The sequence below is a fragment of the Peptoniphilus sp. HCN-40583 genome (genome assembly GCF_037892835.1).
Lineage (GTDB): Bacteria > Bacillota > Clostridia > Tissierellales > Peptoniphilaceae > Aedoeadaptatus > Aedoeadaptatus rachelemmaiella.
The window spans coordinates 82,285-97,776 of sequence record NZ_JBBKBU010000003.1; the positions used below are offsets into that span (position 1 = coordinate 82,285).

Annotated in this window: 19 protein-coding genes, 1 tRNA gene and 1 pseudogene; 4 read left to right on the forward strand and 17 right to left on the reverse strand. The window is 49.9% G+C overall.

All coding sequences use genetic code 11. The annotated features are described in order from the left end of the window. Positions 1-182: 182 nt before the first annotated feature. Positions 183-386, reverse strand: a complete 204-nt coding sequence (locus WKT05_RS01905) for a hypothetical protein (protein ID WP_340412680.1) — start codon at positions 384-386, stop codon at positions 183-185. A 298-nt stretch (positions 387-684) separates the two neighbouring features. On the opposite strand from WKT05_RS01905, the gene WKT05_RS01910 reads away from it, so the two are divergent. The 3 genes and pseudogenes from WKT05_RS01910 (at position 685) to WKT05_RS10625 (ending at position 1,655) form a co-directional block, all read left to right on the forward strand. Next, on the forward strand, positions 685-1,137 hold the full coding sequence (locus WKT05_RS01910) for a transposase family protein (protein WP_340412681.1): 453 nt from the start codon (positions 685-687) through the stop codon (positions 1,135-1,137). Between the two features lie 36 nt (positions 1,138-1,173). Continuing rightward, a pseudogene (locus WKT05_RS10620) lies at positions 1,174-1,364 on the forward strand (hypothetical protein); the annotation flags it as partial. A gap of 111 nt (positions 1,365-1,475) precedes the next feature. After that, positions 1,476-1,655, forward strand: coding sequence for a transposase (locus tag WKT05_RS10625; protein WP_445323171.1), 180 nt, complete (start codon positions 1,476-1,478; stop codon positions 1,653-1,655). Between the two features lie 119 nt (positions 1,656-1,774). Here WKT05_RS10625 and WKT05_RS01920 read toward each other — a convergent pair whose 3' ends face one another. The 3 genes from WKT05_RS01920 to WKT05_RS01930 all read right to left on the reverse strand — a co-directional run bounded on the left by WKT05_RS01920 (position 1,775) and on the right by WKT05_RS01930 (position 4,640). Further along, on the reverse strand, positions 1,775-2,983 hold the full coding sequence (locus WKT05_RS01920; RefSeq protein WP_340412683.1) for an FprA family A-type flavoprotein: 1,209 nt from the start codon (positions 2,981-2,983) through the stop codon (positions 1,775-1,777). A gap of 81 nt (positions 2,984-3,064) precedes the next feature. Beyond that, complete coding sequence (locus WKT05_RS01925) at positions 3,065-3,820, reverse strand: exodeoxyribonuclease III (RefSeq protein ID WP_340412684.1); 756 nt, start codon at positions 3,818-3,820, stop codon at positions 3,065-3,067. 1 nt (position 3,821) lies between these two features. Next, positions 3,822-4,640 (reverse strand): tRNA 2-thiocytidine biosynthesis TtcA family protein, encoded by an 819-nt coding sequence (locus WKT05_RS01930; protein WP_340412685.1) that lies wholly within the window; start codon positions 4,638-4,640, stop codon positions 3,822-3,824. 168 nt (positions 4,641-4,808) lie between these two features. On the opposite strand from WKT05_RS01930, the gene WKT05_RS01935 reads away from it, so the two are divergent. Further along, positions 4,809-4,884 (forward strand) — tRNA-Thr (locus WKT05_RS01935). A gap of 46 nt (positions 4,885-4,930) precedes the next feature. On the opposite strand, the gene WKT05_RS01940 is transcribed toward WKT05_RS01935, so the two are convergent. From WKT05_RS01940 to WKT05_RS02000, 13 genes are all read right to left on the reverse strand, one after another. After that, positions 4,931-5,593 (reverse strand): ABC-2 transporter permease, encoded by a 663-nt coding sequence (locus WKT05_RS01940; RefSeq protein ID WP_340412686.1) that lies wholly within the window; start codon positions 5,591-5,593, stop codon positions 4,931-4,933. After that, positions 5,586-6,440: an ABC transporter ATP-binding protein gene (locus WKT05_RS01945; protein ID WP_340412687.1), complete on the reverse strand. Its 855-nt coding sequence runs from the start codon at positions 6,438-6,440 to the stop codon at positions 5,586-5,588. The genes WKT05_RS01940 and WKT05_RS01945 overlap by 8 nt, the downstream gene beginning before the upstream one ends. Further along, entirely contained in the window at positions 6,440-6,814 is a 375-nt protein-coding gene (locus WKT05_RS01950) for a GntR family transcriptional regulator (RefSeq protein ID WP_340412688.1), read from the reverse strand. Before WKT05_RS01950 ends, WKT05_RS01945 begins: the two co-directional genes overlap by 1 nt. Before the next feature lie 104 nt (positions 6,815-6,918). Next, on the reverse strand, positions 6,919-8,295 hold the full coding sequence (locus WKT05_RS01955; RefSeq protein ID WP_340412689.1) for a sensor histidine kinase: 1,377 nt from the start codon (positions 8,293-8,295) through the stop codon (positions 6,919-6,921). After that, positions 8,286-8,945: a response regulator transcription factor gene (locus WKT05_RS01960; protein WP_340412690.1), complete on the reverse strand. Its 660-nt coding sequence runs from the start codon at positions 8,943-8,945 to the stop codon at positions 8,286-8,288. Before WKT05_RS01960 ends, WKT05_RS01955 begins: the two co-directional genes overlap by 10 nt. A gap of 59 nt (positions 8,946-9,004) precedes the next feature. Further along, positions 9,005-9,745: a lantibiotic immunity ABC transporter MutG family permease subunit gene (locus tag WKT05_RS01965; RefSeq protein WP_340412691.1), complete on the reverse strand. Its 741-nt coding sequence runs from the start codon at positions 9,743-9,745 to the stop codon at positions 9,005-9,007. After that, complete coding sequence (locus WKT05_RS01970; protein ID WP_340412692.1) at positions 9,742-10,482, reverse strand: lantibiotic immunity ABC transporter MutE/EpiE family permease subunit; 741 nt, start codon at positions 10,480-10,482, stop codon at positions 9,742-9,744. The genes WKT05_RS01965 and WKT05_RS01970 overlap by 4 nt, the downstream gene beginning before the upstream one ends. Further along, the gene (locus tag WKT05_RS01975) at positions 10,479-11,186 is read right to left on the reverse strand and encodes a lantibiotic protection ABC transporter ATP-binding protein (protein WP_340412693.1); all 708 of its coding nucleotides are present in this window, start codon (positions 11,184-11,186) and stop codon (positions 10,479-10,481) included. The genes WKT05_RS01970 and WKT05_RS01975 overlap by 4 nt, the downstream gene beginning before the upstream one ends. A gap of 111 nt (positions 11,187-11,297) precedes the next feature. Next, the gene (gene rarD, locus WKT05_RS01980; RefSeq protein ID WP_340412694.1) at positions 11,298-12,176 is read right to left on the reverse strand and encodes an EamA family transporter RarD; all 879 of its coding nucleotides are present in this window, start codon (positions 12,174-12,176) and stop codon (positions 11,298-11,300) included. Positions 12,177-12,258: 82 nt separating this feature from the next. Then, positions 12,259-13,002, reverse strand: coding sequence for a tRNA pseudouridine(38-40) synthase TruA (truA, locus tag WKT05_RS01985; protein WP_340412695.1), 744 nt, complete (start codon positions 13,000-13,002; stop codon positions 12,259-12,261). Further along, positions 12,999-13,811 carry an energy-coupling factor transporter transmembrane component T family protein gene (locus WKT05_RS01990; protein ID WP_340412696.1) on the reverse strand — a complete coding sequence of 271 codons (813 nt, stop codon included), beginning with the start codon at positions 13,809-13,811 and terminating at the stop codon, positions 12,999-13,001. The genes truA and WKT05_RS01990 overlap by 4 nt, the downstream gene beginning before the upstream one ends. Continuing rightward, entirely contained in the window at positions 13,804-14,667 is an 864-nt protein-coding gene (locus WKT05_RS01995; RefSeq protein WP_340412697.1) for an energy-coupling factor transporter ATPase, read from the reverse strand. The genes WKT05_RS01990 and WKT05_RS01995 overlap by 8 nt, the downstream gene beginning before the upstream one ends. Continuing rightward, positions 14,640-15,473 carry an energy-coupling factor transporter ATPase gene (locus tag WKT05_RS02000; protein WP_340412698.1) on the reverse strand — a complete coding sequence of 278 codons (834 nt, stop codon included), beginning with the start codon at positions 15,471-15,473 and terminating at the stop codon, positions 14,640-14,642. The genes WKT05_RS01995 and WKT05_RS02000 overlap by 28 nt, the downstream gene beginning before the upstream one ends. Positions 15,474-15,492: the final 19 nt, after the last annotated feature.

Consider the following 15,492-nt stretch of genomic DNA (forward strand, 5'->3'; position numbering starts at 1 on the left):
GCTTCCACGGTGAATTTACAAAAAATCACCCATAATCAATGGATCGTAGCAGAAGAGTTTGTGCTTTCCTACTTTTATTATACCCCCCCCCGACAGTTTTTCAATGCTTTATGGGCCACAGACGACTGTAAGCTGATGAAATTTTTTCCTTCCAAGTAAAAACAACTTGTACCGTAAATGGACTAAACATTTAGCCCATTCTTATCTTTATTTTTATCACGTAAATTTTTAACACCATTTGTTATGCCCAATATCATCGTCATTAATGATATTATTATCATCTCTATACTTCCGCCATTAATAATACTCTTAACAAAAACCACAGCAGCGAGTACTCCTGCTATTATTTGCAGTATAGATAAAAATAGCTTTGATTTATTACTCATTTTTACTACCCTTTTAATATCTTCTCACCGACAAACTAGTTGGAGACCATCCATATACATAGTAACCATCTTTATGAAAATAAGTCCTAGTATATTTTAATCCCACAGTTATTGATATTCCAATCTTCTTCCCCAGTCTGTATTGAGATAACCCTAACGGTTTTCTATATTCTTCAATTCATTTTTCATTATTTAGCCTTCTTTCATTTGGTTAAGTATAGTTTGCCATACATTTCCACAAAAAAACAGGCTTTATAATATCCATTGGGGTAGAGTGACCTCCTCAATGGATATTTTTATGCAAAAAGATAGCACTTGTTTTCCCTATCGCCTAAAATTAAATCACCACAATAAAATAAAGGGGGTCAAACGACTGCAAAACAATATTACCACATTACTTTTAGGAATACAAAATGCCGAGGTTACCGGTGTGTCAGAAGAAAGACGTCTGATTACCATTGATTGTAAACCCGTTCATGATCGGGTTTGTCCTCACTGTGGATCGACCCATGCCTGGGTTCACGATCACCGGGAGCAATTGCTTCGAGACGCACCGATGCGGCGTAAGCACGTGGTTTTTCGCGTTAGGAAGACGCGCTATGATTGCAAGGATTGCGGGGCGCGCTTTGAAGCTCCCCTTTCCTTTGCCGCCAAGGGTAAACAGATGATAAAGCGTTTAATCGCTTATGTGGTGGATGCTTTTCGAGATATCCGTTCGGTGTCGGAGCTGGCACGGGAAGTGGGCATTTGATCGACGAGCATTTTCCGCATCGTGGCTTGTTTGTTTGTGCCCCGTCAACGGCTGCCCCGCGTCTTTTGTATCGACGAGTTTAAGGGAGACAGCGGCGGAAGCAAGTACCAAACCACCTTGGCCGATGGGGAAGCGAAGGAAATCATCGACATTCTTCCCACGTGCTACGGCGAGGATTTAGCTAGGTATTTCCCCTCCATCGATCGCACGGAAAGGCGCGGCGTTGAAATCTTTGTCAGCGATATGTGCGGTACCTTTAAAAGCGTAAAAGAAGCCTTCTTTCCACAAACCGGACGAAAGAGGCTAAGAAAAGCGGGCGAAAGGAGTGGCGCAACTGCTTGCGCGCTTACAACAACTGGTTCGAGGAGATCACCAGCAGCTTTGATTACCCTTGGAGTAACGGCGACGTGGAAGGAACGCACAACAAGATCAAGACCGTGAAGCGTGTCACCTTTGTGAAGCAAAACTTTCATCATTTTCGAACGAAACTGCTTTTCGTTTGTTCAAAAGATCGGTAATGAATGGCTTTTAGGAAAATAAAAAGGAGCCTAGTTTTCACTAGACTCCCCAATGATTAACATAGAACCAGAATTTTTTCCTTCCATACAAAAAAGCGCCGGTTTCCCGACGCTTCTCATTACTTGCTTGCCTTTAAGGCTTCGGCCATTTCCTTGGCCAATTGTGCACATTTGTCTAAGTCTTCTTGTTTCGGGGCGCCCATAACATCCACGGTGGTGGGGAGCACTTCCCATTTGCTTTCTTCGGCGAAGGCGGCGAATACTTTTTCCGCGCCGCCGCCCCAGCTGGCGTTGGTGAAGGTGCCTAAGATGTGATTTTTCATCTTTTGTTTCTTCAACACCTCGACCAAATTGGCCATGGGCGGGAACAGGCCTACATTGTAGGTGGGGCAGCCCAAGATAATGCCCTTGTAGTTCCAGGTTTCGCTGATTAAATAGCTGATATGGGTCTTGGATGCGTCGCGAATGCGAATGTTGCGCACGCCTTCTTGGGTTAAGGAGCGGGCGATGGCTTCAGCGACTTGTTCGGAGTTGCCGTACATGGAGCCGTAGACGATGAGGACGCCGTCTTCGGTTTTTTGTTCGCTTAAATCGCTATAAAGGCTCACGATGCGGCCGATGTTGTCGCGCCATACGGGGCCGTGGTCCGGGCAAATCATCTTAATGTCCAAGCCGCCTAATTTCTTCAGGGCACGGATGACTTGAACGCTGTACTTGCCGACGATGTTGGTGTAGTAGCGAATGGTTTCTTCGCGGTATTTTTCCCAATCCACTTGGTCGTCGAAAATAGCGCCGTCTAAGGTGCCGAAGCCGCCGAACGCGTCTTGGCTGAAGAGAATGCCCGTTTCTTCTTCGAAGCAGACCATGGATTCGGGCCAGTGTACCATGGGCGTGGTGTAGAAGGTGAGCTTCCGTTCGCCGATGTCCACGGATTCGCCGTCTGCTACGAGAATGGCGCGGTCTTCGCCGACGGAGTAGAAGTTTTCCATCATGGTGACAGCTTTTTTGTTGGTAATGATCTTACATTCCGGGTAGCGTTCCAACACGCTCTTTAAGGAAGAGGTGTGGTCCGGTTCCATGTGGTTGACCACGACGAAATCGAGCTCTCTGCCGGCGAGGGCGTCGTCTAATTTTTCGAAAAATTCCGACACGGAGTCGATGCGGACACAGTCTAAAAGACAGGTCTTGCTACCGCCGTCGAAGAGATAGGAGTTGTAGCTGATGCCGTCGGGCAGGGGCCACATGCCTTCAAATAAATGGGTGTAGCGGTCGTTTACACCGATGTAGTGGACGTGTTCATTGATTTTTACAAATCGCGTTGCTGCCATTGTATCACCTTTCTTTTAAATATTTATTTCATATACCACAATAGATTTTACCCTGTTACCCGCCATTTTTCAATGGATTCTCTAAAGATCCAATTCTAAATACACCGGGCAGTGGTCGCTGCCGAAAATGTCGTCGCGAATGTCCGCCTCCACAATAGCATCGGCCAAACGGTCGCTCACCACAAAGTAATCGATGCGCCAACCGGCGTTCCTTTCCCGGGCCTTGGTGATGTAGCTCCACCAGCTGTAGCGATCCGCCGCATCGGGGTAGAGGTGGCGGAAGGTGTCCGTGTAGCCGGCGTCCAAGAGATTTTGAAATTGGCTGCGTTCTTCGTCGGAAAAGCCCGCGTTTTTACGATTGGCCGCGGGATTTTTCAGGTCGATTTCCTTGTGGGCCACGTTTAAATCCCCGCAGAGCACCACGGGCTTCACCTGATCCAACATATTCAGATACTTGCGAAAATCCTCTTCCCATTCCATGCGGTAATCCAAGCGGGCCAGGCCCCGTTGGGAATTGGGGGTGTAGCAGGTCACCAGGAAGAAATCCTCGTATTCGCAGGTAATGACCCGCCCTTCCTTGTCGTGTTCTTCCATGTCGATGCCGTAGGACACGTGGATGGGCTCTTCCTTCGTGAAAACCGCCGTGCCGCTGTAGCCTTTTTTCTCCGCGTAGTTCCAGTATTGGTGGTAGCCTTCAAGCTCCATATCCAGCTGGCCCGCGGAAAGCTTGGTTTCCTGCAAGCAGAAAATGTCCGCATCCACGTCGTTGAAAAAATCCATAAAGCCCTTTTTTATGGCGGCGCGAATGCCGTTCACATTCCATGAAATCAGTCGCATACTACTCGCTCCTTTCGTAATGTTCCAAAAAGCTGTGCTTCTCTCCCTCACTGTCTTTATAACCTAAAATCGCCCCGAGCTCCACATTTTCCGCCGAGCGATAAATGGACATGGCCACGTTTGGATTTTCCTCCGCAATGGACTCGATGAGGTTTTTCACATAGGCACGGGCGCCGAAATTTTCCTTTGCCGTCACCGTGCAGGCGCAATCGATGGGGGTGAGGTCATTGTATTTCACCCACTGACGAATGTCCGATTCCCGAATAAAAATCATGGGGCGAATCAGCTCCATGCCCTCGAAATTCGTGGAATGAAGCTTCGGCATCATGGTCTTGTAGCTGCCCCCGAAAAGCACATTCATCATCACCGTCTCGATGACATCGTCGAAGTGGTGGCCTAAAGCCAGCTTGTTCGCCCCAAGCGACTTCGCCTTGTCGTAAAGGCTCCCACGCCTCATGCGGGCGCACATGTAGCAGGGCTTTTCCCCGCCCATGTCCTCCGCCACCTCAAAGACATTGCTGTCGTAGATCTGAAGGGGAATCCCCATGGCCTTCGCCGTGTCCTCCACCTGCGTTCGAATGGCGGGCAAGTAGCCCGGATCCATGGTTAAAAACAAAAGCTCAAACTGCTTCTTGCCGTGGCGCTTCAATTCCTGCAAGAGCTTCGCGAGAAGCAAAGAATCCTTGCCGCCGCTAATGGCCACGGCGATGACATCCCCGTCTTCGATTAAGTCGTAGTCGTTGATGCCCTTAATAAAACGGCGCCAAATGGTCTTCCGATATTTTTTTATAATGCTTCGTTCAATTTCTGCTATGGACACGTGCTCGTCCTCTCTATTTAAAAAATCCCGGCTCCCCGGGATCATACCATACCACTCTCATGGTACTATAAAAGGCGGGCCGTTTCAATCGCCGCCCGCCTCGTTGAAATAAATTTTACAGGACACTTGCATTTTTCTCCCCTATAGCCTAGAATAATAGGAGTATTCGCTAACGTGGCTCAGATGGTAGAGCAGCTGATTCGTAATCAGCAGGTCAGGGGTTCAAATCCCCTCGTTAGCTCCAAATGACGCCTACGGGCGTCTTTTTTTATTCCTTTTTTCGAAATGTGCTATAAATCTCTCCTCTTGAATTTTTTTAAGGCGACGGCATAAGAAAGCATGGTCATGAGCACCATGAACACGATGCCGAAAAGCGCGATGAGCGCCACGTGATTCGTCGCCCACAGGTACAGGGCCTTGACTTCCTTTGGGAATGCCGAGGCGGCAAAGCCGGATATGCCGACGACAACTAATGTCGCGGCGATGAGGGCTGCCCCGGCCACTGCCTTGGCTTTTTTGTGACCCACGGCAAAGAAAATCGGCACATTGATGTCCATAAAAAGGATGTACATGACGAGATAACCCCCGCCGACGGCCAAGCTTTCGCCGATAATAAGCGCGCCGCTTTTCGCCAGATTCACGCCGTTCATAATGACGAGGGCGACAAGCGTCGTGACGAGAAATACCACGAAAGAATAAAGGTAGCGCCCCCGCACCGTGTCCTCATCTTCCATGCCGATCATGCGGTAGAGCCGTTCCGTCCCGGAATCTTCTCCCGTGACGAAGGGATAGGTCATGATCATCAAAGACATGGTCATGGCGAAGACCATGGGGAAAAAAGAAAGATCCGTAAAATAAGTAAAGCCCACGGAAAACAGGATGAAAAAAGCGATGGGTTTCCAAGTGATATAAGGGCGAATGCCCAAAAAATCCATTTTGCAGGTTTTAAACATCGTCATCACCTCGATGGTAAAACGTCATAATGCGGTCGATGGAAGGCTTCTCCACCACGGTATTTTCGTCGAAAGCCTTCGCTGCCTCCGCCGCCACCAACACTTCCACATGGGTGGAGGTTTTTTTCTTGCCGAGAATTTTTTTCGGATCCACACCGCTTAGCTTGGTTTCGCTGCATTTGACGATGCGGTAAGCTTCCAAAAAATCGTCTTTCGTGCCGTAAAAAATCATCTCGCCGTCCATAATGAAAGCGATGTAATCGGCGATGGCTTCCAAATCTTCCGTAATGTGGGTGGAAAAGAGCACGGTGTGCTCCTCATCCTCCGCCATGTAGCGTTGAATGGTGTCGCGGAATTCGTCGCGAGAGCGGGGATCCAGCCCGCTGGTGGGCTCGTCCAAGACCAAGGTCTTGGCGCCGTGAGACAGAGCGGCAGCGAGCATAAGCTTCGTCGTCATGCCCCGGGAAAGGCTCTTCACATTTAGTTTTTCGTCGATGCCGTATCCCGCCACCCGCTTCGAAAATTCCGCAACCTTCCAATTTTTATAGCCCACGGACAAGACATTGTTCACGTCTTCCACGGACCAATCTTTCGGAAAATAAGACTCGTCGAGGACGATGCCCATATCCTGCAGGTAGTCGTTGTCTTCCGGCGGCGCGCCGCGGTAAAGCACCTCTCCTCCGTTTAAATGATTGAGATTTAAAATAGCGCGAATGGTGGTCGTCTTGCCCGAGCCGTTGGGACCGATAAAGCCCGTAATAAATCCCTCTTTCACGGGAAAACTGACCCCGTCCAGGGTAAAGGCGCTGTATTCCTTCCGAATATTTTTTAAAGCGACTCGATCCATTATTCACCTCCGAAGAAAATATCCAGCATGGCGACAATCTCTTTCTTGTCGATACCATAATCCTGTGCAATGGCGACGACGGCTTCCATATGTGCTTCGATTTCTTTTTGCAAGATTTCCCGCGCCACATTCTCGTTTTTCTCGGCGACAAAAGATCCCTTCCCCTGCCGCGTCACGATAAAGCCTTCCGTCTCCAGCGCATCGTAGGCTTTTTTTACCGTCATAATGCTGATGGAAAGATCCTTGGCGAGGACGCGAATGGAAGGAAGCTGCTCGTCGTATGCCAGCACGTCGTTTATAATTTGATCGCGAATTTGATTCCGCAGCTGCTCATAGATGGGCAGAGAGGCGGAATTGTCAATGATGATGTCCATGGCTATCCCTCATTTCTATAACAGTGTATAACAGCAGTGAACACTTGTCAATAAAAAAAGCTCTGTCTAAACCTAAAAAAGATCAGACAGAGCCTTCTATAAATTTATAAAGAATTTTCCAGAGGCAGCATCAAAGTAACCATCGCTCCCTGCCCCGATGAGCGATTCGTCAGTCGCAAGCTGCCGTGATGCAAGTCGGCGACGGTTTTCGCCGTGTAAAGCCCCAAGCCGTAATGGGTCGAGCTGTGTCGACTCTTATCTCCGCGATAAAAGGGTTCCGAGGCACGGATTAAATCCTCGTCGGAAAACCCCGGACCGCGATCTCCTACGGTGATCTCGAGGAAGTTTTCCCGAGTCGTAATAAGCAGTTCTACCGCCGATGCCTCGGGCGCATATTGAACGGCATTCATCAATAGATTTTGCACGCCGCGCTCGAGTTGTTTATAATCCACCGACACAAAGCCATCTCCGGTATGAGTGGATTCATCGATAGGTCGCCCATGAGCTACCGCTATTTCCCGCGCAAGAGCTCTTATTTTTTCCACGACAATAGGGACGTGCACTCTTTTTAAATCCAACTCCTTGATAGCGCTCGATTGGTTTACCTGTACGAGGGCGTGGGCATAGGCCGAAATCCGCGAAGAATTTTTTGCAATGAAATCAACATAGCCTCTTTGCTCATCAGATAATTTCGTCTCTTTCAATAATTCCGCATTTCCCTGAATAATAGCGACGGGCGTCTTTAGGTCGTGAGCAAGAGAGGAAATTTGATTTTTCCGCTTCGCTTCTTCCGACCAATTTTCTCTTAAGGATTGATCCAAGGCGATTTTCATCTTTTCCAACGCATTTAACACGCCGTTAAATTCTTTAATGGTGGACGTTCCGATTTCAATATCTAAATTTTGTTTCGCAATTTCTTCCGACGCCTCGATCATGGGCGTCAATTGCTTCGTCAATCGCCTCGCCCAAATCACGGTAATGGCCATGGCGCTTATGAAGCATAAACTTACCATGAGAACGGCAAAGAAATAGTTCACGGGCGGGAAATGATCCTCCATCCACGGATCGGTGTAGCGAGGTTTCAGTGTGTAGTGAGTTACCACCACGCCTTCCGGGCGCTTGATCTCCATAAAAGAGGAAGACGGCGTAGACATAACCTCTCCCCGGAGAAAGGCCACGGCTTTTTTCCTCTCCACCGCCGACATATTGGAGGAAATCAGGTGTCCGTCGTCTGCGAAATATGCGTAACCGACATTCTCAGGAATCAGAGAGGAATCGAAAGGCTCTGTTTCGGCGATCTTCGTCTTGTTTTGAAGAATCGATTGTTCCGTCGCATCAGCTGGTACGATTCCGTTATGGCGATACGCCATCGTAAAAAGAAGGAGTGCAAGACCCGCGGATACCGCAAGCCCAAAGGCGACACTGAGTAAATATTTGAAAAATATGAGCTGAAGGGACTGCCCTTTTCTGTTTAGTTCCATTTATATCCGATCCCCCAAACAGTCGCAATGGGATTTTCGCCGACCCGTTGAAACTTGGCGCGAATATTTTTTATATGCTCAGAAACAGCGGAGGCATCGCCTGCACTCTCGTAGCCGAAGGTCTGTTCATAAATCTGTTCTTTGGAGAACACCTGCCCTTTTCTCTTGGCCAGAAGCACACAAATCCGGTACTCGGATTTCGTCAAGGGTACTTTTTCTTCTGCGACAAAAACAGTCTTGGAAGACAGATCGAATCGAATCGATCCGAGGTTGAATCCGGCGTGCTTTTCTCTCTGCTCGCGCCTTAAGTGAGCCTCCACCCGCGCGAGCAATTCCTGTACACCGAAAGGCTTCGTAATATAGTCGTCTCCACCGCTTAAAAGCCCTTCCACAATGTCTGCCTCTATGGACTTTGCCGTTAAAAAGAGAATGGGGCAGTCTACTTTACTACGGATTTTTTTACAAAATGCCATGCCGTCGATTGACGGCATCATAACGTCCAGCAAAATTAAATCGTATTTTCGTAAATTGTTTTCGTCTAATGACAAAGGATTTTTAACCGCATGAACGCAATGGCCATTCTTCTTTAAAATATTTTCGATTAACACGAGCATATCCTCTTCGTCGTCGACGGCAAGTATCGTCGCCACAAAATCACCTCCGCTATGCATCTAGCGCTTTTTCTTCTTAATTGATTATTTATAGGTTTTCAATCGCCCCATTGTCCTCCGTCCCACCGATTAAACCAAATGACGGAGCCGATAAAGATCACTGCCGTCATGGGAAGGGCCGAAAATCCCCACTTCGCCATCTCTGCTGCTAGAAAGGAATGGTTTTGATACGAACTGGCTAAAATATAGGTCCCCGGCAAGCGTGCGGGCCAGGTGCAGGGGATAAAATACCAAATCTTATCGCCTAATCCGGTGATGGCGAGAAGGGCGATGAGTGTTTCTGCAACACCAAGACCCATGGACGGAACCGAACCCAGTGCCAATGCCACCCACAAGTGAATCAAGTAGACGGCAACGGATGCGGCTAAAAGAAGCAACAGCGCCGCAAACCAAACAGCACGTGTTTGGTGACCGAAAAGCCCTCCAAAGACGCCGACGGCTACGGACGTCGCCCAAATGAATCCAAGAAACAGGGCCCCCGCTTTTCCCAAATAAGCCCTCGTCCTTGACGGCGCCGAAAGCAACAGTTGAAAATGGCCTGCGCCGCTTTCCATATCCGCCACTTTGGATATCAAAACACCGACTACGATGGGCACTGCCGCGCCTAAAAGCGTGAAATAGTTCTGAATCGTCTCATCGGGCATAAAATTTTTTATGCCTGTAAATTGACATGCCGCATAGAAGGCTAGGGCGTAGAGTACCGGTAAAATACCATGGATCCAAAGAATCCACGTGTGTTTAATTTTATAAAGCTCTGCTTTTAAAACTCTACCCATCATTTTACCTCCTGGGTCGCAAACCATCGAGCCGTTATCCCGGACAATAAGATAAAAATCCCAAGAGATAGCGCGCAGGGAATGATGATCGACGTGTTTTCGATCATGGGTTCGGCAACTTCCGCCACAAGACCGTTGGGCAGGAGGTGCAGAACCGGTACCATTAAACGCGCACCCCACGCGTAGGGACAAAGGAGCCACATGGACGTATCAGCGAACATAACCCCCAATGCCGCGCCCAACAAGATGTTGATGGACACGGCGGCCGATAAGCCGAACTTCTTCGCCAGAAACAGGCACAAAGGCACTTGCCACAGGTTTACAAAAAATAATACACCACTGGCAAAAAGTAGGGTGTCCCACCCCAGATTCGGCGTCAGTTGACTACCCAGAAAAGATTGTAGGATTCCGACACCCGTCATGTGGATGGCAGAGGCGAATAAAAGATACACTGAAACCACAAGTACTTTTGCAAGCCACACTTTTTTTAGATCGATGTGAAGAGAAAAAATGGCGCGGTAATCCAATTTTCGATCATCTCTTCGATGTACCATGGCTGGCACCAAAGCAAAGGTCGCCGGCAATAGAATCACATACCACCAGTTGTATGCATCGACAGAAAAGTAGGGCGGCATAAGTACGAAAGCCATAACGAGGGGCATTAGGGACATGATAACAACGAATGTTTTTAAAAAGGTATGCTTCTGCTTTAAATGCTCAGCGAGAATATATTTTTTCATTTGCGCCACCCCTCGCTTCCATTGACGACCGTCATGTAGCGCGACTCTAAATCGTCGTTTTCTGCAATTTTTTCTTGGTACTTTAATTCACCGCCGACGATAATTCCCACGTGGTCGGCCGATTGCGCCACTTCTCCTAAAATGTGACTGGATAAAATGACTGTCATGCCTTTTTTCGGGAAACTCCGAATTAAATCACGCAAATCCCGAATGCCCTCAGGATCCAGACCATTGGTCGGCTCGTCTAAAATTAATAGCTTTGGTCGGTTCACCAAGGCGATGGCAATGCCCAGCCGTTGCTTCATTCCCATGGAAAATTGTCCCGCCTTCTTTTTCCCCGTATCCTTTAAATCGACGATTTCCAAAACTTCCTCGATTCGTTCGTCGCCCAATCCCAATAACAGGGTTCTCACTTTCAGATTTTCTTCAGCGCTTAAATTATCGTACAAAGGCGGCGTTTCGATAAGGGCACCGATCGCCGCTAAATCGTTGCGGCTCCAAGGATGTCCATCAAATAAAATATCTCCCGATGTCTTGTGAAGCATTCCCGCAATCATCTTTAATGTCGTCGATTTTCCCGCGCCATTTGGTCCGAGAAGCCCGTAAACAGAATTTTTTTTCACCTTCAAATCCAGGTGATTCACCGCGGTTTGCTCTTTAAATACCTTGGTTAATCCCTTCGTCTCTAAAATGTATTTTTCCACTGCCTGTTCCTCCTCTTTTTCTAAGAAGAGTATACGGAACAAATTTAAGGATTTTATAAGGATTCAACAAAAAACCGGCGATAGCCGATGCCGTGAATCGCCGGTTCTGTTTTATTCCGCCTGTTCTTCTTTTAACTCGCCACTTCGCTTTCTCTCCCTGAATCCGTCCGCCAGAAACAGTTCCACGCCGGCCCACACGAAGACGAACATCCAGGCGTGGATGGTGGTGAAGTCTTCTCCCATGATAAAGACGCCGAGGAGGAGCTGGATCGTGGGGTTAATGTACATGAGTACGCCTGCCACGGAAAGGCTCGTATCTTTCATGCCCACGGCAAAAAGCAAAAGGGGCACCGTGGTGGCGATGCCCATGGTGGGGATGAGCAGATAGTCTCGCACGCCGAGGCCCTCGAGGTGGCTGAAGGCCATGAGATAAATGAGGGCGATTGGCAGGACCATCAGGGTTTCCATGAAAATGCTCAGCATCCCCGAGGCGGTGATTTGTTTTTTTATGGCGCCGTAGACGGCGAAGCTGGTGCCGATGATGATGGCAAAGACGGGCACTTGGCCGTAGGCGATAATGGGCACGGTGACACCGATGATGGCCAGAACAAAGGCTACCCACTGCATGGGCCTCAGCCGTTCGTTGTAAATGAAAAAGCCCAACACGATGCTGAAGATCGGGGACATATAGTAGGCCAGGGAGGCGTCGATGACGCGGCCGGTCATGACGGCGATAATGTAGCTGCCCCAGTTAATTGTAATGGTGATGCCGGCGAAAAAAAGAAAGAGCATCTGCTTTTTGTCTTTCATGAGGGCAAGGATGGCGGGGCCTTCTCCCATAATGAGCATGACGATCAGGCAAAAGAGCATGGAAAAGACGATCCGAAAGGACAGGACGGCCAAGGGATCCATGGCGCCGAAAAGGGGCCAATACAAAACGAGGAAGGCCCACATTAGGTAACAGGCCAATACTTTTAAACTACCGGGCATCGTACACCTCTTTCTATTTATTGTCTTTCATCATATCATGTTCGGGCTGAATTTTAAGCAAAAAAATAGCACGTTTTCCGTGCTATTCGTAGTCGATGGACATCAGGATGAGTCCGTTGGCCGCAGCCGTCGGGCCCAAATCCTTTCGGTCCAGGGTTTCCGTGGCCTTGAGCAATTGATCTTCCGGCATGAGGCCGCGGCCGATTTCCATGGCACAGCCCATAATGATGCGGATCTGGTTTTTTAAAAAGCTTTTGCCGAAAAAATCCACCTCGATAATCTCTCCCGCCCGGGTGACGGTGATTTCGTCGATGGCCCGCTTGGGATTGGCCGGGGATGCGTAGCGGCCGATGAAGGCGGAAAAGTCGTGAAAGCCTTCGATTTTTTTCAGGGCTCGGGCCATGCGATGCTCGTCCAGAGGAAAGGGCGCGTGGACGGCGTAGCGGTCCAGCATGCCGTTTCTGTGCTTGGCATTGTAGATGCGGTATTTGTAATGCTTTCTTTTGGCGCCGTAGCGGGCGTGAAAATCCCGAGGCACCTCCACGGCCTCGACGATGCTTAAATCCTGAGGCAGGTGGTAGTTCACCACGCGGGGAAAGTTGCCCAGATCGATGGCGGTGTCCGATAGGAAGTTCGCCTTCTGCCCCAGGGCGTGAACGCCTTTGTCTGTGCGGCCCGCCGACTGCAGGGCCACGGGATGGTGCACGGTCTTTTCCAGAGCCGCCTTTAAGAGGGTCTCCACGGTGCGGAGCTTCTTCGGCCCCTGATCCTGGTAGCCGTGAAAGTGCGTGCCGTCGTAGGCGATGGTGATTAAAATGTTTCTCATGGCAAGGGCACGGGCATCCACCGCGTGGCGGAAACGAGGATGAAGAAGATCATATTTGCGGCAAACAGTAGATGGTCTTTTCCTGTCAGTTGAAGGGGATTTAATTTCGTGCGATGTTCGTCGCCGCGGTAGCACCGGCTTTCCATGGCGGTAGCCAGCTCTTCCGCCCGGCGAAGGGCGTTTAGAATCAAGGGCACCAAAAGGGGCACGAGGTTTTTCGCCCGATTCAACACATTGCCCGATTCGAAATCGGCGCCCCGTGCCATTTGCGCTTTCATGATTTTGTCCGCCTCGTCGATTAAGGTGGGGATGAAGCGCAAGGCGATGGTAATCATCATGGCGATGGCGTGGGCGGGAAAGCCGACGCGTTTTAAGGGGCTCATGAGCTTTTCGATGCCTTCGGTAAGGGCCAAGGGCGAGGTGGTCAAGGTAAGCAGGCTCGTGCCCATAACGAGGAGCACCAGGCGAATGGCCATAAAGATTGCTTGTGTAAGGCCTTCTCTTGAGATGGTTAAAAAGCCCAGTTTGAAAATCACCTCACCGGGAATGAAGAACACATTCATAATGAAGGTGAAGATTAAAATGAGCCGGAGGGGCTTTAGGCCCTTCACCACCATGCCCACGGGAATTTTCGCCGCGGCGATGGTGAAAAAGAGCCAGGCGAAAATAAAGATGTAGGGCCAAAAATGATTGATGAAGAACAGACTGACGATGAAAATCGTCATAATAATGATCTTGTAGCGGGGGTCCAGGGAATGAACCGGCGATTTGGCGGGGAAATACTGCCCGATGGTAATGTCTTTAAGCATGTCTTCCCTCCCACCATGTCTTTAATTCGTCGAATGCTTCATCGACGGTGATGCAGTCTTCCTTGATGGCGATGCCCTTCTCCGCCAAATCGGTCATGGTGCGGCGCACTTGGGGCACGCCCAGGCCGATGGCGCGGAGTTCTTTTTCTCTTGCAAAAATTTCCCGAGGCGTGCCGTCCATTGAGACGCGGCCGCGGTCCATAACGATCATGCGGCTCGCCAGTCGCGCCACTTCTTCCATGCTGTGGGAGACGAGGACGATGGTGGTGCCGGTGGATTCAAAGATGCCGCGAATCTCTTCTAAAATTTCGCGGCTGCCTCGGGGATCCAAGCCCGCCGTGGGCTCGTCCAAGACCAAGACCTCCGGCTCCATGGCGAGAATGCCCGCAATGGCCACCCGCCGCTTTTGTCCGCCGGAAAGAGCGAAGGGGCTTTGCTCCCCTTTTTGGTCGTAGTCCAGGCCCACTTTTTCCATGGCCCGGCGCACCCTATCTTCCACTTCTTCGTCGGAAAGGCCTAAATTCTTCGGGCCGTAGGCGATATCTTTTGCGATGGTTTCTTCAAAGAGCTGATACTCCGGATATTGAAACACCAGGCCCACTTTTTGGCGCAAGACGGCGATGCTGTTTCCCTTTTCCCGGTAATTGACGCCGTCGTAAAGAATTTCCCCTTCCGTGGGCTCCATCAGGCCGTTTAAATGTTGAACCAAGGTGGACTTGCCGCTGCCTGTGTGACCTACCAGGGCGATAAACTCGCCTTCGCCGATGTCCAGGCTCACGTCGTCCAGGGCGCGTTTTTCAAAGGGCAGGCCTTTATTATAAATGTAGCTTACATTTCGGATGCTGATACTCGGCATAAGGCGCTGACAAACTCCTCTCTGTCTAAGATCCCGTCGGGCAAAGGTACGCCCACGGCTTTTAATCGGGCGGCGAGCTCCGTCACCTGGGGCACGTCCAGACCCAATGATTTCATGGTGTCTACTTGATTAAACACGTCCCGCGGCGGCCCCTCGAGAATGAGCTTGCCCTCTTCCATCACCGCCACCCGATCCGCCTGCACGGCTTCGTTCATAAAATGGGTGATGAGAATAATGGTCTTGCCCTCTTCTTTGTTTAGGCGCAGGATGGTTTTCATGACTTCCTGACGCCCCACGGGATCCAGCATGGCCGTGGGTTCGTCTAAAATAATGTAATCGGGATTCATGGCGAGAATGCCCGCAATGGCCACCCGCTGTTTCTGTCCGCCGGAAAGCTTGTGGGGCTGATCGTCTTTGTATTCTGTCATTTCCACCGCCGCCAGCGCCTCGTCGACCCGCCGACGAAGATCCGATTGCTCTACGGCCAAATTTTCCGCGCCGAAGGCCACGTCTTCTTCCACCACCGTGGCGACGATTTGATTGTCGGGGTTTTGAAAGACCATGCCCGCCCGGGCGCGAATCTTCCAAATATCCGCCTCATCTTTCGTGTTCATCTCATCGACGATGACATCGCCGGAGGTGGGCCGATAGAGGCCGTTTAAACACTTGGCCATGGTGGATTTGCCGCTGCCGTTGTGGCCCAGGACGGCGACGAATTCCCCTTTTTCGATGGTGAGGCTCACGCCGTCCACCGCACATTTCACGCCGTCCTCGTATTGATAGACTAGATTTTTGATCTCGATCATACGCGCTCCTTCGCTTCTA